This is a genomic window from Moraxella sp. CTOTU47579 (genome assembly GCF_032004885.1).
Taxonomy (GTDB): Bacteria; Pseudomonadota; Gammaproteobacteria; order Pseudomonadales; family Moraxellaceae; genus Faucicola; species Faucicola tetraodonis.
Genome location: NZ_DALZOJ010000005.1, coordinates 154,874 through 171,651, shown reverse-complemented (window position 1 = coordinate 171,651; position 16,778 = coordinate 154,874). Strand labels below are relative to the sequence as shown.

Below are 16,778 nucleotides of genomic sequence, written 5' to 3'. Positions count from 1 at the left end.
TTTTAGTATCTTGGGTGCACCAATCGCTATCTACATCAATCGCTGTCTAAAGGTTCTGCTTGGTCTTTGCTGCTTCACTAACCCTGTTAAATTAGCCAACTTAGCCAATAAGGGCGCCAACTCAACCAACAAGGGTATGGGTCTCAGGGTAACGAATACGGGTCGGCTTAGGGGTTGCGATAAAATACGCCAAGGTTAACGGTCCAAGACGCCCCATATACATCATAAACATAATCACACATTGCCCAGGCTCACTCAAGGTCGGGGTGAAATTTCGCGATAACCCGACCGTTGACGATGCTGATATCACTTCAAATAAAATATCAACCAAGTGCCCTTCTGGCTCACATATGGTTAAAATAAACGCCGCTAAAGCAATCATCAAAATCGAGGTGCTCATCACCGCAAACGATTTTTTTACCAAGTGATCAGAGATAGCACGATGAAAAATCGTCACTTGCGGGTGCTGACGCAAATATGCCCTAGTCGATGCTAGGATAACCACAAACGTGCCGATTTTGATACCGCCACCTGTGGACATTGAGCCTGCGCCAATAAACATCAATATAAAGGTCAATAACGTACTGGCATCTGTCACTTGGCTATAATCAATATTATTAAAACCTGCGGTACGTGACGTCACCGCCATAAACCAAGATGCAAACCACTGCCCAGCTTCGCTCAATCCGCCAATCGTTTTGGCGTTATGACGCTCAAGTAACCAATACCCCATACAACCAATGATATTGAGCGCTAGTGTGCCCAAAACCATGACTTTGGTGTGCAGGGTAAATTTTTGCCAGCGCTTGTGTTTGATGATATCTAAAATCACCAAAAACCCGATGCCGCCCGTGATAATAAGCAAGCTTATGATAAAACTAATCATCGGCTGGTGCACATAGGCAGTCATATTGTTGCCATTTAGCGCAAAACCTGCATTGTTAAACGCTGAGATACACAGAAAAAATGCTTCATACATCGCATCTTTTAGCCCTTTTAGCGGTGCTAAAAATAGCGTTAATCCTAAAAAACCCAAGCTCTCGGTGATAAAGGCAATTTTGATTACCGCTTTGGCTGTACTACCAATTTGGTTGCTATGGGTACCCAACGCTTCCTGCGCCGTGATTGAGCCGGATAATCCCATTTTACCTTGCAAACTGGTCAATACCAAAATCGCAAAGGTCATAAAACCTAGCCCGCCAAATTGAATCAGCGCGGCAATCACCAGTTGTCCAAACGTGGTATAGTTAGCGGTATCTACGACATTTAGTCCCGTGACCGTCACCGCAGACGTCGCGGTAAAGGCTGCTGCTAACAGACTAATCGGTTGAATTGTTGCGATTGGCAATGACAGCAAAACCGTCCCCATCACAATTAACGCTAAAAACCCCAAGGACAAAATCGCAGGCGAGGACAACTGCAGTCCCTGTTTGGTAGGCGGCTCTAGGTCGTGAGCACTGGGTTTTGATTTATCAACAATCTTTGCTTTGTCGCCTTTTTTGACTTCACGAAACGGCATATCTACAATTACCTTTTTTACGTGAGTGGTGGGCTAAATAGCCGTTTGGCGAATGACTTTGGCAAGGCGACGCAGCGCTTGGGTATCACCACCCACCACCAATTTATCCCCACCTTGAAAGAAAAAGCCATCGGGTAATTGGTTAAAGATTTGCTGGTTGCGTTTTAGCATGATAAAAGTAATATCAGGATGGTTGTGCTGTACATCCGACCACGGGTGCCCTCGCCACTGCTCAGGCGGGTCTAGACGAACCAAAAACTGCTCGTCACCCAATGCCATGTATTGTTTGACCATCGGATAGTTCATTTTTTGGGCAATACGAATCCCCATGTCTTGTTCGGGGTGAATAATATTATTCACGCCTAAGCTTTTTAGGATTTGGTGATGGGAGTCGGTTTTGGCTTTCACCCATAGGTTTTGTACGTTTAGGCTTAGTAGGTTGAGTGTACATAGCAAGCTGGCTTCAAGGTTATCACCAATGCTCACGAGCACGCCGTCGAAACTTGCAAGGTCAAGCTCTTCTATGGTGTCTTTGTCGGTGGCATCAGCAATCACGGCACGGGTGACATGTTCACTGATGTCATCGACCAGTTTTTCATCAATATCAATCGCTAGGACTTGGTTGCCCAATTTTTCAAGCTCTTTAGCGCAGGTAATACCAAAAACACCCAGTCCGATAATGGCAAATTGCATTTTGATTTTTCCTTTCTTAGCCCACTTCCTGAGCAATTTTTTTTAAATCATCAATACAGATAACATATTTTCTCATTATTTTTTAGCGCGCTGGCGACTGGCTTCGTACAGCACCATGCCAGTGGCGACACTGACATTTAAACTTTGGATTTGCCCATGTTCATTGCCGGGCATCGGGATATAAACCAGCTGGTCGCAGGTATCTGCGGTCAAACGGCGAATACCGTCACCTTCTGAGCCCATCACAATCGCCACATCACCTGTCAAATCACAGTCTTGCACGGGCTTTGCCGTATCATCAAGTGCCGTACCAAACACAAACACCCCTTGTTTTTTGATGTCAGTGAGCGTACGCGCAAGATTAGTGACTTGGATAAAAGGAATTAATTCCACCGCACCGACGGCGACTTTTGCCACGGCTGGGGTAATGCTTGAGCTATGATTTTTGGGAATAATGACGGCTGAGACACCCATTGCCACGGCGGTACGCAAACACGCGCCAAGGTTGTTCGGGTCGGTGATTTGATCAAGTACCAGTAGTAATAGCGGTTTTCGCTCGGCTTGATGTTTGTCAACTAAGTATTTGAGATCTGCCTCATCTTGGAGTTCAGCAGGGCGGGCTTGCAATACCACGCCTTGATGCTGCGGACTTTCTGCAAGCTTGGTGAGTTTGTCTTTGGCGCTGATTTGTATCGCAATCCCGTAGGTTTGGGCAAGCTCAGTGATGTTGGCTACCGTGGCATCATCTTGTTTTTTACCGTCTTGAATAAAGAGTGTCAACCCATCGATACCGCGGTGTTGCAAGATGGATTGCACGGCATGAATGCCATAAAAATAACTCGGTTTTGCCATGATTGATGACCCTTTTTTTCGATTTTATATTTGCCTTGCCGCTAGCTTTGTATATTATTCGCTAGCCTTCTAGGTGGCAAATGTACTGCACGACTGCTTCATTACGTAGCTCATAACTGCTATGCCCTTCGACCAAGAACGCTTGACCGGCACGGTAATAAGTAAATTCTTCCTCGCCTGCCAGTTTGACTTCACACTCGCCTGCCAAAATTTCGATACGTTCAGATGAGTCGGTTTTAAATTCATAGGCGGGCACATCGGCATCACAAGGTAGCACGATTCCTAGCATTTTTTTGCGTCCATCTTCAAACCAAACGGTCCGACTAAAAGTACGACCTTCATAGTAAACATTCGCTATTTTTTCTACCGATACATGGTCGAAACGATTAGGTGACGTCATGAGATTCTCCTTAAAATACACAGTCAGTTGACTTGATAACGCTGCCTTGTTATAAAAAATTATAAAGAATTATAAAGATGGGCAAGTCGTTTTGCGGCAACCCGCTTTTTTTAATCGACAAATGGGTTTTATAATCAAACGCAGTCCGTGACTTGTCGCAATCAGCCAATGGTATTGCCGATAGATTGTTAACGGTTGATAAAAAATTATGTTCCGTTATCCTTGTGCAGACGTTGTTTAGACCAATAGAATATCATCAAATTTAGTCAACTTTTATGACAATCTATGTTTTATGACAATCGATGAAACCGCCCTCAACTTGACTAGGCGAAGATTGCTAGACACAGATACCCATCAAAGATACCCAGCTGACTGAAAGTTGGATTTTTGCGTTGCTTATTTTGTAATTGTCCCAATTATGCTATTGTTTAGTGTGAAACAGCTAGATGGAATTTTTACTGATTTTTGAAGACTTGTCTAGGATTATTGTGAGCTTTTCATGACAAGGTTACAATAAAGTTTTTGCAAATTTGACCGCCAATGTGCCACTCTTAACGTCAATGATAGGATTGATATGCTGACACAGTTAACCTTACAAAATTTAGCCCTCGTCACCAATGCTGAGGTTGAGATGAATGCTGGATTTAACATTATCACTGGCGAGACAGGTGCTGGTAAATCACTATTGCTTGACGCCTTGACCTTGTGCGTGGGTGGCCGTAGTGACGCAGGTTTGATTCGGCATGGACAGACCACGGCAGACGCTTTTGCAGAATTTAATATCGGTCAATTACCCGAAGTCATGGCATGGCTTAGTGAGCAAAATTACCCATTTGAAGATGATACGCTGCTGATTCGCCGGCAACTTGCTAACCAAAACGGTACGCTTCGTAGTAAAGCTTGGCTCAATGGCATGCCCATTAGTATGAATGAGCTTAAAACTTTAGGTGGGTTACTGGTCAATATTCACAGCCAACATGCCCAGCAAAGTTTGCTGCGTCCGCAATTTGTGATGGAATGGCTGGATAGCGCTACGGGATTAAACAGCCAAGCAAACGACGTGAAACAGGCTTTTTTGCAGTACGAACGCCTTAAATCACAAGCCGCGCAGCACGCTAAAGATGAGCAATTGCGCCAGCAGCAAATTCAGCTATTGAGCAATCAATTAGCCGATATTGAGCCAATTGCCACTGTCTTATATAGTGAACTTGAAGCTGAATACGATGAATTATCTAACCTTGAAAACCTCATGCAGCAAGCCGCCTTGTCGGTGCAACTACTCGATAATGACAGCGATGAGCCCGATGTGATAGGCTTGCTTAATCGGGCGATTAAACTGTGTGAAGCGCAGACCGGGCTTAGCCAAACCTATGCGGATTGCGTTGAACAGTTGTACTCAGCACATACCCAAATCGCTGAAGTCGCTAGCACCTTGAGCAATTATGCCGAAGGGCAAAGCCTTGACCCCAAGCGGTTAGCGTTACTTGATGAGCAGTTATCGACGTTCCACCGACTGGCGCGGAAATATCACACCACCCCTGAAAGCCTTGTTGAAGACAGCCAAGCCTGGCAGCAGCAATTAGATGATTTGCAATCGGTGATGTCGCCTGAAGCGATGGCAGAGCAAATTGAAGAAGCTTATCAAGCCTACTTGCAAAAAGCCCAAGCGTTGGATGACAGTCGCCAAGCCAATGCCAAGACATTAGCTGAAGCCCTAGTCGCACGGTTAAAAGCATTGGCATTGCCCAATGTGCAGGCAGCATTTGAATTTACCCCCCTTGATAAACCGCAAAGTATCGGGTTATCGCAAATTGAACTGCTATTTAGTGCCAATGTCGGCATGCCGATGCAACCGATTCACAAAATCGCCTCAGGCGGTGAATTATCACGGCTAGCGCTTATCATGCAAGTCATTGATGCGCAAGGGGTTTGCCGTAATACGACCACCGATATGGCAACGACCACCCGTCAGTTATTGGTATTTGATGAAGTGGATGTGGGTATCAGTGGTGGCACGGCGCAAGTGGTGGGCGAATTACTGCGTGAACTGGGTGAAGAACAACAAATCATTGCGATCACTCACCAATCGCAAGTCGCGGCACAAGCCCATCAGCATATTTTGGTGTACAAAACCCAGCAAGAGAAAGCCCAGTCTCACTTAAAAATTCTGTCGGGCGATGAGCAAGTGCAGGAATTAGCGCGCATGTCGGGCGGGGTCAATATCACCGAAGACACGCTCAAACACGCGCGTAGCTTGCTAGCAAGTCGCCGTGTCAGTTAATTTAATATTGCCTGTCGCTTTTAATGTTTATCGTTTTTAATGCTTATCGTTTTTAATGTATGTCGCTTTTAATTAGGTATGCCACTGAATGTCAAAAAACCAAAATCTTACCAACCATTTTTTGATAGCCTCGCCCAATATTGACGGCGGGATTTTCTATCAATCTTTGGTGTATATTTGCCGTCAAGACCAACAAGGCACGTTAGGGCTGGTAGTTAACAAACCCATCGACACCAGCAACGTCGCCAAATTGTTTGAAGAATTAAATATTGATGTAACAATTACCGACTTGCACCGAAAATTGCCCTTAGATGGCGGTCCCATGAACCCGGAAGTTGGGTTTGTGCTGCATACGGGACAGCCTGATTGGGTATCTTCGTTTGCCATCACCGAAAACGTCTGTATCACCACTAGCAAGGATATTTTACAAAGTATCGCCAATGGTCAAGGCGTTGAGCATTTTGAGCTTTGTCTGGGTCATGCCAGCTGGGGAAAAAGGCAGCTAGAAGAAGAAATCAACCAAGGCGATTGGTTTGTTTTGCCGGCATCAATGGGGCTATTGTTTGATATCGACCATCAGACTCGCTGGCAAGTCGCCGCTCAGCAGTTGGGCGTTGATTTTAACAAACTGAGTACGGATATCGGCCATGCTTAACCTGACTATGGCGCAAGATACCCATCACACCCATACTATCGAAACGGTGATGGGGCTTGATTTTGGCATCGCAAAAATGGGTATCGCCTTGGGCAATACCTTAACCCAAACCGCAAGCCCGTTGATGCAGTTTAAAATGGATAATGGCAAACCCAATTGGGATGAATTGCTAAAAATTATCGAGTCATGGCAAGTGAGTACCATCATCATCGGTTTGCCGCTAAATATGGATGGCACTGCATCTGAGCTTGGCAATCGTGCCAAAAAATTTGCTCGTAGGCTCAAGCACCAGCTCGAGGAAGCGCATCGACCACGCCCGATTATTTTGGCGGATGAGCGCTTAACTAGCCGTGAAGCCAAAAATTTGGCTTGGGAATATGGGTTAATCAAAAGTGACAAAGAGCCGATTGATAGTATCGCCTCGGCAATTATGCTTGGCAGTTGGCTTAGAAGTGGCGAAGGAGCGCTGTTATCATGACTCAATTAAATGTGCCTGCTACGCCAACGACCAAAGGCTTTTCTGCCCCTATTCTTGGTTTGATTGAACACGCACAGCGACTCAACAAATGGTCAATTTATCTGGTTTATTTGGCAATTGCGCTATTTTTATTATTTGGTACCCTAAAGAGCTTGTCACAGTTTAAGGACAGTCAAACGATTTATACTTTGTTTCATTGGGTGCCTTACGGACTTGTTGGACTGACCATACCGCTATCCTGCTATGTGGCGTTTATTTTATACCGTTACCGTTTAAGCCAGCCGAGCATGCTTGCGCTGTGTATCGGTATGGGATTTGGCTTGTTTGTTATCAGTAGCTATGTCGCCCTAGCCGCCTGGATTGGGGTGGCGTTTATGTTTAAAGCCAATTTAACCCGTTTTTTTAATTTTATCCAAGAAAGTCAACAAACAGAGACTCAACATGCCTGATGCCAATTACCAACTCGATACCCAAGGGCTGATTTGTCCAGAGCCGATTATGCTGCTGCATAAAACTGTTCGTAAAGCGCAGTCGGGAGAGGTGATTCACGTCATCGCCACTGACCCTGCGACCACGCGCGATATCCCCAATTTTTGTCGCCATCTGGGGCATGAACTTATCGAACGGCAAGACATCATCAACCCGCAACAACATCAAAATCCTGATCCGTATGCCAATGTGTATCATTACTGGATTAAGAAAAAAGCTGGTTAAAAAAACACCCCCTTATCCCGAGATTTCAAGTCATTTATGTCCCAAGTCCCCGCGCGCCAACCTCGCCAAGTCAAAGCCTTACACCTTCATGATGAGCCCAGTTATATTCAGCAGTTTCGCCAAGAATTGCTTACGCGGGGACTTGCCACCAATACGCGCAATGCTTATATTCGTGACTTGATGCTGTGTGAAACCACCTGTAGCAAAGCCATCACCCGTTGGGACGCCAGTGACGTGTTGGCTTGCCTAGCGGCGCTCTATAAACAAGGCAAAACAGCGCGCAGCCAAGCGCGTGCCTTATCATCGCTCAAACAGTTTTTTTTATGGCAAATCAACGCCAATCAGCGTGATGACAACCCGTGTGAGCATATCAAGACCCCAAAACTTGGGCGCGCGCTGCCCAAAGATTTATCCGAAAGTGATGTCGATGCCCTACTTGCCAGCCCAGATACATCGACCCCTTTGGGCATGCGTGACCAAGCCATGTTTGAAGTGCTCTATGCCTGCGGGCTGCGTGTCTCTGAGCTTATTCATTTGTCGCTCAGTGAAGTCAATCTCAATGCTGGCTGGTTACAGGTTACCGGTAAAGGCGATAAGACTCGGCTGGTACCCCTTGGCGAAGTGGCGATTGATGTATTGACCGATTATTTGACCCTGGCGCGACCGCAATTATGTATCATGAAAAATGGCCGAGAAAGTCGCTGCCAAGCGGTATTTTTGACCCAACAAGGCGGCTATATGACCCGCCAAAACTTTTGGTATGTCATTAAACGCTACGCCAAGCAAGCCGGCATCGACAGCGAAATTTCTCCGCATACCTTACGTCATGCCTTTGCTACTCATTTGCTCAATCACGGCGCTGACTTGCGCAGTGTACAGATGTTATTGGGTCACAGTGATTTATCAACTACCCAAATCTATACCCATGTAGCTACGGCAAGACTGCAACAGCTGCATCAGCAGCATCATCCGCGCGCTTAGGGCTGTTTGTAAGGTAAAAAAATAGCCCACTGACGGGCGCTTTTTTACAGACAAATTTTTTGAAACCCATAAATCATAAAATCCGTAGTAAAGCGCATTGACCCTGCCTGCTCGCAGCGGTCGATTAATGCTTCACGTCTGGCTGGCTGCGCCCGAAACGCATAGGGCGTCATAGTCAATAAATCTTGTAACTGCGCAGCGGTAAGTGAAATCGTGGTTTCCACCCGCGTTTGCTTAACCAACGCAAAATACGGTGCTAATTCATCGATAAATTTGTCTGAGTCGTGCGCCACGATTTGTTCAAATAACCCGTCACGCATCTCAATCAAGTGATTGACGGCAGGCTTGGCAATCACTAAAAAGCCCTGATCGCTGACCAACCGATGAAATTCATCCGCCAAAATCGGGCTAAAAATACTGGTCAATATACTCACCGCCTGATTGGCCAATGGTACTTGCGAAGCAGATGCCACTAAGCAATATTTTTGTGTGGCCGTGCTAATTGGTTTAAGTCGTTTGGCAGTGGCGAGTACGGCAGGTTTGCTGATATCAAGCGCGACTAATTTACTTGGGTTAAGCTGTAAAAATCGCTCAGTGTAATACCCCTCGCCACAGCCAATGTCTAGCCAATTTACCGATGGTTGGGAGGATAATAGCCCTTTGCAAAAGTCATACAGCCCATCTTGCAGCGACTGATAAAACCCCGCTTGTAGAAAACGACGACGCGCCATAATCGACTCATCACTATCGCCAGGGTTTTTGCTATGCTTATTTTGCACCGGCAGTAGATTCACATACCCTTGTTTGGCGACATCAAAATCATGTTGCCGCTGCTGCGGATTTTCACCCGTGCATTGCCAAACTTTTTCACCCACCTTTAGCGGACTTTGGCAAATCGGGCAGCGAAAATTTGCAGAAAATGTTGAAGGCAATGCCACCATAAAAATATCTCAAAAAAGCTGTTAAAAACCCAATTGATGCAAAGCGCCGTTAGCGAACGTAGCAAAATTAGCGAAGTTTCAACGTCATCAGCCCTAAGATCACCAAGACAATGGTAATAATCCAAAAACGGGTAACCACTTGGGTTTCTTTCCAGCCACCTTCTTCAAAATGGTGATGCAGCGGCGCCATGCGAAAGATGCGTTTTTTACGAAGTTTGTAAGAGCCTACTTGTAGCATGACCGATACGGCTTCTGCCACAAATAAACCACCCATGATGAACAGCACAATCTCTTGGCGCGTCATCACAGCAATGGTGCCAAGCATCGCGCCCAAGGCTAATGCACCAACATCGCCCATAAACACTTGGGCGGGATGGGCATTAAACCATAAAAACCCTAAGCCTGCCCCAACCATGGCACCACACACAACTGTCACATCGCTATTATAAGCAATATAAGGCACGTGGAGATATTCAGCAAAGCGAAAATCCCCTGACACATAAGCAAACACCCCTAAGCCTGCGGCGACCAACACCACAGGAAAAATGGCAAGACCATCCAAACCATCGGTTAAGTTGACCGCATTTGAGGTGCCATTAATCACAAAATAAGTAAAGATAATAAACGCCAAACCCAATGGTACAGCGGAGAAAGGAATCGACACGTTTTTAAATAACGGAATCAGTAAATCTTGCATGGCGTGAGCTGTCGCCACATGCGGCTGCTGACTGGCAATCCAGTATAAGGATACACCAACAAATAAAGCGCCAACCGACAACCAAAAATATTTTTTGCGCGCAATCAAGCCTTTTGGGTCTTTATATTTGATTTTCAGCCAGTCATCTGCCCAGCCCACCGCGCCAAAAATCACCAAGACCACCATCAAAATCCATACGTAGGGGTTGGTTAGATTCGCCCACAATAGCGTGGTCACCAAAATACTGCCCAAAATCAAAATCCCGCCCATGGTGGGTGTGCCTGTTTTGGCAAGGTGGCTCTGTGGGCCATCGTTACGAATGGCTTGTCCATATTTGAGCGCACGCAGCCGTTCAATAACGCGTCCACCAAACACCATACTGATACCCAGCGCAGTCAGCACCGCTAATAAAACACGTAAGGTCAGCGATGACACAGCCGAAAATGGGGAATAAAATTGGCTTAGCCATTCAAATAACCACAATAGCACGAGTGGACTCCTTAGAGGGTTCTGGGTAAAACAGGGATGCAATGCCCCTATTATGATCATGATGAAATAAATGAAAACTCGCTATGAAAACTATCTGTGAAAACCGTATCACTTGGTCTTATCAGCAAAAACCCATCATGAAAAGTTGACTATTTTAAGTAAAAATTCACAAAAAATCAGCCAATTTTTATTAAATGGCTGATGAAAGTTCTGTTTTTAGCTAGGATGGCTGACGAATTAACTCGTCCATTACTTGCTCCATCATCATATAGCGCGAGCCTTTAAACAAGATATGCCAAGCGTCATCACTACTCGTCAGCTTATCTTTGATCGCTGCAAGTAGGGTGGCTTTATCTGGGTATGCCTGTGCTTGCATGCCGGATGCTTGCGCTTGCGCGACGGTAACAGGCGTCAACTCCCCCACCGTATACAGTGCAGTCACGCCAGAGGCGGCGATAGCCTCACCGAGCTTGCGATGCTCCTCTTGCGCGGCGTCACCCAACTCACCAATATCGCCTAATACCAACAGGGTTGGTGCACCTTGACTCACCAACACTTGCGTGGCAGCAAGGACGGCACTGGGATTGGCATTATAAGTATCATCAATTAAAGTATGTTTACCAAACTCAATAAAATTGAGCCGACCTTTGGCAGGTTTGGCGGCATCGAGTCCTTTGGCGATATCATCAATCGACAGCCCCAAAGCTTGCGCACAGGCCGCGGCGGCTAAGGCATTGCTGATGTTGTGTTCACCTGCAAAGTTTAAAGTGACGTTTTGGCTTTCGATTTCATCAATTTCAAAATTGAAATTTAGGCTAAAGGTGCTGGTATTACCGACTTCCACATCATCGGCAAACACATCGCCCATCAGTAGCACCGTATCTTCATCTGTTAAGCCAATTTCTTTGGCTTGTTGCATATCCACACCAGCATCTGCCAAGGACACGTCACGCTCACCAAAGGTGAGAATATTTTGGGTAAATTGTTGGGCATTATTGAGTAGCGTATCAAAATAATCGTCACCAAATGGCACAATCGCTGTACCTGCGTCACTTAATCCTTGATAAATCTCAGATTTGGTCTTGGCGATATTATCACGCCCGCCAAATTCCCCCAAATGTGCCGTGCCGATATTGAGCACACAAGCGACATCGGGTTTGACAAGCTGTGTGGTATAAGCAATCTCTCCGACATGGTTGGCGCCAAGCTCCATCACGGCATAGCGATGGTCATCGGTCAGCTCTAGTAGCATCATCGGCACGCCCAAATCATTGTTGAGATTGCCGCGGGTGATAAGTGTCGGCGCAATACGGTTTAAAATACTGCCAAGCATTTCTTTGGCGGTGGTTTTGCCGCTCGAGCCTGTAATCGCGACGACTTTTAGATTGGGATGTTGGCCACGGCGGTAAGCACCTAATTTGCCGAGTGCCAATTTTGTGTCAGTCACTACGAGTTGCGGCAAGTCACTGTCGACTGCACGGCTGACAATCGCTAAGACCGCGCCTTTGTCTTTGGCAGTTTGTACATAATCATGTCCGTCAAAGTTATCGCCTTGGATGGCTAAAAAGATATCGCCTTGTTCGATTTTGCGGGTGTCGGTGATAATTCTTGTGGATGTCTGGGTAAAATCACTGTGAAAGATTGGGTTTAGGTCTTTCACCGCTTCGGTTAAGTTGGCAGATTGCCAAATATATGCAGTCATTGTCGTCTCTTTATTAGGGTCTCTTTATTGGGGTATCTTTATTCGGGTCTCTTTATAGTTTATTACTAGCGAATCTCGTCATCTTGCCCATCATTGCGCACCCATACTTTCTTGATTCCTGCAGGAGCGAGCAACAACACTTCGCAATTTTTGGGGCGCATTGCCAGTTCAAACTCACGGAATTTTTTCATATTATATAGACGCGGGCTATCGCCAAGTAGCAGTTGCCAGATAAGCATGCCAATCCACATGCCGTGGGTAAATACTAGATAGGTGCCATCGGGCAAGCCATCAAAATAAGCACGCACCTTTTGTACCCGCGCTACGAAATACTCAAAACTGTCCGTCACTTCACTGGCTCGGTGCGCAGAATGCTGTTGCCAAAAATCATCGGCAATCACACGGATGTCATCAAATGACAAATCCTTGATGGTGTCAAAATCCAAAAAGTTAAATTCGTGCAATTCTTCGATGACAATGGCTGAGCGTTTAGTGCTTTGTAGATAAGGCTGAGCCGTTTGCTGGGTGCGAAGATACTGGGATACAAAAATCTCGGTGACTGGCTCGCTGATATGGTCAGTGAGCCAATCCGCCAATGCTTGCGCTTGCGTCTTGCCAACGTCAGTAAGATTGATGGCATGATTGGGGCGCACTGCTTGCCCTGCATTGGACTCGCTTTGGGCATGACGGATTAGGTAGATTTTTTTCATGATGTTAGGCTAAGTTATTTGCCAAATTTGTCAATAGCATTTTTTACCACCACTTTATCATCAAAATCGTGGCGTACCCCTTTGATTTCTTGATAGGTTTCATGCCCTTTGCCTGCAATTACCACGATATCGTTAGGCTTGGCATGTTGCACCGCATATTCAATCGCCTTTTGACGGTCTGGTTCGATAATGGCTTGGTAGTGCTGCTCACAAGTCATGCCCGCTTGCATATCGTTCAAAATCGCGTTGGGGTCTTCACTGCGTGGGTTATCGGCAGTCAAAATCACTTTGTCAGCTAGGCGAAGTCCTGCTTGCGCCATCAGTGGACGTTTACCCTTATCACGGTCACCACCACAGCCAAATACTGCCCATAGCTCACCTGTACAGTGCGATTTTAAACTGGTCAACACCTGCTCTAGCGCATCTGGCGTATGCGCATAATCCACGATAAAACAGCTACTGGTCGATGGCACCCGATCCATACGACCTGTGGCGCCGCGAAGCGTTGGCACTGCCGCTTGGATTTGCGCCACACTCAATCCCATCGCGGCACTTTGTGATAACGCGAAGGCGCCTGCGATACTCGCGAGCAAATTGGCCACATTAAATCGCCCTAACAGTGGACTGTTCACCGTTAATTCACCTTGTGGCGTGACAGCTTTTGAAAGAGCAATGGTCAAATCACCCCCTTGCAAACTAGGCAGGATGGTTTTGGCAAAAAAATCGGCTTGGTCATTGGTCAAGCTATACGTCCACACGGTTAAATGGGATGCGTTAGCCGCCTCAATCATCAATTCACTAAATTCATCCTCTAAATTAATAATCGCGTGAGTGAGGGTGGGAAAATGTGCTTTATCAAACAGTCGCGCTTTCGCCTGCGCATAATCGTCCATGTCAGTATGATAGTCGAGATGATCACGACTTAAATTGGTAAATATCGCCACGTTGATGGGTACGCCTTGCAGCCGCTGTTGGTGTAACCCGTGAGAGCTGGCTTCAATGGCTAAGGCTTGTACGCCTTGCTTGGCAAAATCATCAATCGCATGTTGCAGATTAAAGACTTCTAAGGTGGTGTGGGTACTTGGGGTTAAATTTGGCAAAACCCCATTACCTGCCGTGCCCATCACCGCAGTTTTGATGCCCGATTGACTGATGAGTTGGGCGACCAGTTGGCTTACGGTGGTCTTGCCATTGGTGCCTGTCACCGCGATGACCGCAGGCAACTTGGTGCGATGTTGCTGTTGCAAACTGGTTTGAATCAGAGAACCTAAAAAATCACGAATGGTAGGCAAATAAATAATCGGCAACATAAACTGCGACTGGAGCGCAGATACATCAATTTCTGACAACACAAACGCCGCTTTGTCTGTGACTTGGGCAAGATAACCTGTAACTTTTTCCAAATCAAGGCTGTCGGTCGCGTTTTGACTCTTTAGCAATACAAATACATCGCCCTGACCCACTTGACGGCTATCGACCACAAACTGCCCAAATGGTTGATTCATGACAGGGTTTAACAGTTGTCGCACGCTTTCTGGTAGTGATAGCGCAGACATCATCGGTTGCAACGTAATCATAGCTTTTTCCATAGGGTTGTTATAAGTCATTGACGCTTTCGATGCTGGCGGCAGTGGTTTCTTTACCCGATAGCGGTTTGTCAAACGGCACATTATACAAACGCAAGGCTTCTTTCATCACACTGCGGAACACGGGTGCTGCAACCAAACCACCAAATTTGTTAATACGCGGGTCTTCAACCATGATAGCCACCACAAAACGTGGGTTGGAAGCAGGGGCAATACCGACAAACGCGGTGCGGTATTGGTCGTTGTAATAACCGCCTTTAGGATTGGTGCGTCTTGCCGTACCTGTTTTACCCGCCACCCGATAGCCATCGATGGCGGCTAAAGTTGCCGTACCACCCGGCTCAGTGACTGACGTCATCATATCGACAATGGTAAGTGCATCGCTGTTTTTGATGACTTGCTTGGCGGCAGGTTTGGCAAAAGGGACAGAGACATTATTGGTACTACTGCTATTGAGTGCGTTATCACGGGTACTTTTGAGCAGCGTCAACGGATGCATCACGCCCCCTGCCCCTAGCACACTGTAAGCTTGCGCAAGCTGCGCCAGCGTGACTTGTAGACCGTAACCGTACGATACAGTTGCGCGGCGTGCGATTTCATTTTGCTCAGGCGTTGGCACTAGTCCAGCAGATTCACCGGGTAATTTTAGGTTGGTTTTTGCGCCAAAGCCAAAGGCTTTTTGCGTATCACTCATCGTGGTGGCAGGCAAAGAAAGGGCAATTTTTGCTGAGCCAATATTACTCGATTTTTGCAGTAGGGTACGCAGACTAATGGTACCTAAATTGCCATGGTCACGAATAGTATGCCCTTGCACCACCATGCTCCCTGGACTGGTATTAACCAGTGAGTTGGCATTGTATTGTCCTGACTTTAAGCCCGTGGCAACGGTGATGGGTTTCATCACCGAACCTGGTTCAAATACATCCATCAAGGCATGGTTACGCTGGTTTTCATTGGATAAACTATTTAAGTCATTGGCGTTAAACGACGGCCAGTTGGACATCGCCATCACTTCGCCCGAGTTGACATCGACAATCATGCCCGCTGCCCAGCGCGCCTGCTGTACTCTTCCGACTTTTTCAAGCTCTTGGTACAAGATATATTGTAGCCGTGAGTCAACGGTTAGTTGTAAGTCCTTGCCAGCGACTTCAGGTTTGACTTGTTCGATTTCTTTAATGCTGTTGTTTTTGGCATCACGCATGACCATGACTTCGCCATCTTTGCCCGATAGCATGTCATTAAATACGCGCTCTACCCCAGCTTGCCCTTGGTAATGCGTGCCATCTGTCATGTTGGTACGCGCCATAAAGCCTAATAATTGGGCATTGGGCTGTGGCTGTGGATAGTAGCGCTGATAAAACGTGTCGGTACTGACCCCAGCAAAATTGGCATCAATGAGCGGCTGTGCCGCTTCAGGTTGCACATTTTTCATCAATGGAAAATAATGCGACCCTGCGCCCGTGGGCAATACGGCTTTGATTGCCTCTTTATCTGCAAGATTGATGTTGTCATTGATACGCACCGCATTTTTAAATTCGCTGACGCTAATGCCTGTCAATGCCGAAAGTTTGGCTAAATCCATGTTCTGCAAGCGTTTTGCAACGCGCTCAAGCTCGCGACTGACTGATTTACTCGGTTTAGACTTTTGCAATTCTTGTTGGCGCGCTTTGAGCTCATAGTATTCCACCGCATAATCATGCGGACTAAAATACGCCGAGGTTAACGGGGCTGAAATCGCAAGCGGCATGTTATTGCGATCGGTGATCATACCCCGGTAAGAAGGCTCTTTTTTGATGGTGGTAATGAGCGAATTACCTTTGTCTTGATAGTAAGATTTATTAATGACTTGGATGTATGCCAAGCGTCCAAAAATCGCCACAAACACCAGCCCCATCGCTATCCAAATGGACTTAAAGCGAATGGCATCTTCTTCAATACTGCCTTGGCGTGAGGCACCACTACGACGCTTCGACGCATTGATTTTAGGGGCAGTGACTTTGAGCACAGGCACTTTGGTGGGTCGCCCTGACATGGCATTGGCAACTTTGGTGGTTATCGATTTTTTATTGCGAGTATTCAC

16 protein-coding genes are annotated in these 16,778 nt (G+C 46.5%); 6 read left to right on the top strand and 10 right to left on the bottom strand.

The genetic code is table 11. The features are described 5' to 3' along the window. Nucleotides 1–121 precede the first annotated feature (121 nt). The 4 genes from RTP55_RS05515 to ppnP form a co-directional block, all read right to left on the bottom strand. Nucleotides 122–1,519: a TrkH family potassium uptake protein gene (locus RTP55_RS05515; protein WP_312384784.1), complete on the bottom strand. Its 1,398-nt coding sequence runs from the start codon at nucleotides 1,517–1,519 to the stop codon at nucleotides 122–124. 33 nt (nucleotides 1,520–1,552) lie between these two features. Beyond that, the gene (locus tag RTP55_RS05510; protein WP_312384782.1) at nucleotides 1,553–2,212 is read right to left on the bottom strand and encodes a potassium channel family protein; all 660 of its coding nucleotides are present in this window, start codon (nucleotides 2,210–2,212) and stop codon (nucleotides 1,553–1,555) included. A gap of 75 nt (nucleotides 2,213–2,287) precedes the next feature. After that, the gene (gene rlmB / locus RTP55_RS05505; protein WP_062332305.1) at nucleotides 2,288–3,064 is read right to left on the bottom strand and encodes a 23S rRNA (guanosine(2251)-2'-O)-methyltransferase RlmB; all 777 of its coding nucleotides are present in this window, start codon (nucleotides 3,062–3,064) and stop codon (nucleotides 2,288–2,290) included. Nucleotides 3,065–3,125: 61 nt separating this feature from the next. Beyond that, nucleotides 3,126–3,464, bottom strand: coding sequence for a pyrimidine/purine nucleoside phosphorylase (ppnP, locus tag RTP55_RS05500; RefSeq protein WP_007115041.1), 339 nt, complete (start codon nucleotides 3,462–3,464; stop codon nucleotides 3,126–3,128). Between the two features lie 574 nt (nucleotides 3,465–4,038). On the opposite strand from ppnP, the gene recN reads away from it, so the two are divergent. From recN to xerD, 6 genes are all read left to right on the top strand, one after another. Next, a complete protein-coding gene (gene recN / locus RTP55_RS05495; protein ID WP_312384779.1) occupies nucleotides 4,039–5,745 on the top strand; it encodes a DNA repair protein RecN in 1,707 nt (568 codons plus the stop codon). A gap of 88 nt (nucleotides 5,746–5,833) precedes the next feature. Further along, complete coding sequence (locus RTP55_RS05490) at nucleotides 5,834–6,400, top strand: YqgE/AlgH family protein (RefSeq protein ID WP_312384778.1); 567 nt, start codon at nucleotides 5,834–5,836, stop codon at nucleotides 6,398–6,400. Further along, nucleotides 6,393–6,878 (top strand): Holliday junction resolvase RuvX, encoded by a 486-nt coding sequence (gene ruvX, locus RTP55_RS05485; RefSeq protein ID WP_063619555.1) that lies wholly within the window; start codon nucleotides 6,393–6,395, stop codon nucleotides 6,876–6,878. The genes RTP55_RS05490 and ruvX overlap by 8 nt, the downstream gene beginning before the upstream one ends. Then, nucleotides 6,875–7,327 (top strand): hypothetical protein, encoded by a 453-nt coding sequence (locus RTP55_RS05480; RefSeq protein ID WP_144918507.1) that lies wholly within the window; start codon nucleotides 6,875–6,877, stop codon nucleotides 7,325–7,327. Before ruvX ends, RTP55_RS05480 begins: the two co-directional genes overlap by 4 nt. After that, on the top strand, nucleotides 7,320–7,592 hold the full coding sequence (gene tusA, locus RTP55_RS05475; RefSeq protein WP_144918506.1) for a sulfurtransferase TusA: 273 nt from the start codon (nucleotides 7,320–7,322) through the stop codon (nucleotides 7,590–7,592). The genes RTP55_RS05480 and tusA overlap by 8 nt, the downstream gene beginning before the upstream one ends. A 36-nt stretch (nucleotides 7,593–7,628) precedes the next feature. Further along, nucleotides 7,629–8,573 carry a site-specific tyrosine recombinase XerD gene (gene xerD / locus RTP55_RS05470; RefSeq protein WP_312384773.1) on the top strand — a complete coding sequence of 315 codons (945 nt, stop codon included), beginning with the start codon at nucleotides 7,629–7,631 and terminating at the stop codon, nucleotides 8,571–8,573. Nucleotides 8,574–8,617: 44 nt separating this feature from the next. On the opposite strand, the gene RTP55_RS05465 is transcribed toward xerD, so the two are convergent. From RTP55_RS05465 to RTP55_RS05440, 6 genes are all read right to left on the bottom strand, one after another. Continuing rightward, entirely contained in the window at nucleotides 8,618–9,514 is an 897-nt protein-coding gene (locus tag RTP55_RS05465; protein ID WP_312384771.1) for a putative RNA methyltransferase, read from the bottom strand. Nucleotides 9,515–9,581: 67 nt separating this feature from the next. Further along, the gene (gene mraY / locus RTP55_RS05460) at nucleotides 9,582–10,700 is read right to left on the bottom strand and encodes a phospho-N-acetylmuramoyl-pentapeptide-transferase (protein ID WP_050324892.1); all 1,119 of its coding nucleotides are present in this window, start codon (nucleotides 10,698–10,700) and stop codon (nucleotides 9,582–9,584) included. A gap of 220 nt (nucleotides 10,701–10,920) precedes the next feature. Then, the gene (locus tag RTP55_RS05455) at nucleotides 10,921–12,402 is read right to left on the bottom strand and encodes a UDP-N-acetylmuramoyl-tripeptide--D-alanyl-D-alanine ligase (RefSeq protein WP_312384769.1); all 1,482 of its coding nucleotides are present in this window, start codon (nucleotides 12,400–12,402) and stop codon (nucleotides 10,921–10,923) included. A gap of 65 nt (nucleotides 12,403–12,467) precedes the next feature. Then, a complete protein-coding gene (locus RTP55_RS05450) occupies nucleotides 12,468–13,112 on the bottom strand; it encodes a histidine phosphatase family protein (protein ID WP_312384767.1) in 645 nt (214 codons plus the stop codon). A 14-nt stretch (nucleotides 13,113–13,126) separates the two neighbouring features. After that, nucleotides 13,127–14,689, bottom strand: coding sequence for a UDP-N-acetylmuramoyl-L-alanyl-D-glutamate--2,6-diaminopimelate ligase (locus RTP55_RS05445; RefSeq protein WP_312384766.1), 1,563 nt, complete (start codon nucleotides 14,687–14,689; stop codon nucleotides 13,127–13,129). A 19-nt stretch (nucleotides 14,690–14,708) separates the two neighbouring features. Continuing rightward, nucleotides 14,709–16,778 (bottom strand): peptidoglycan D,D-transpeptidase FtsI family protein, encoded by a 2,070-nt coding sequence (locus RTP55_RS05440; protein ID WP_312384763.1) that lies wholly within the window; start codon nucleotides 16,776–16,778, stop codon nucleotides 14,709–14,711.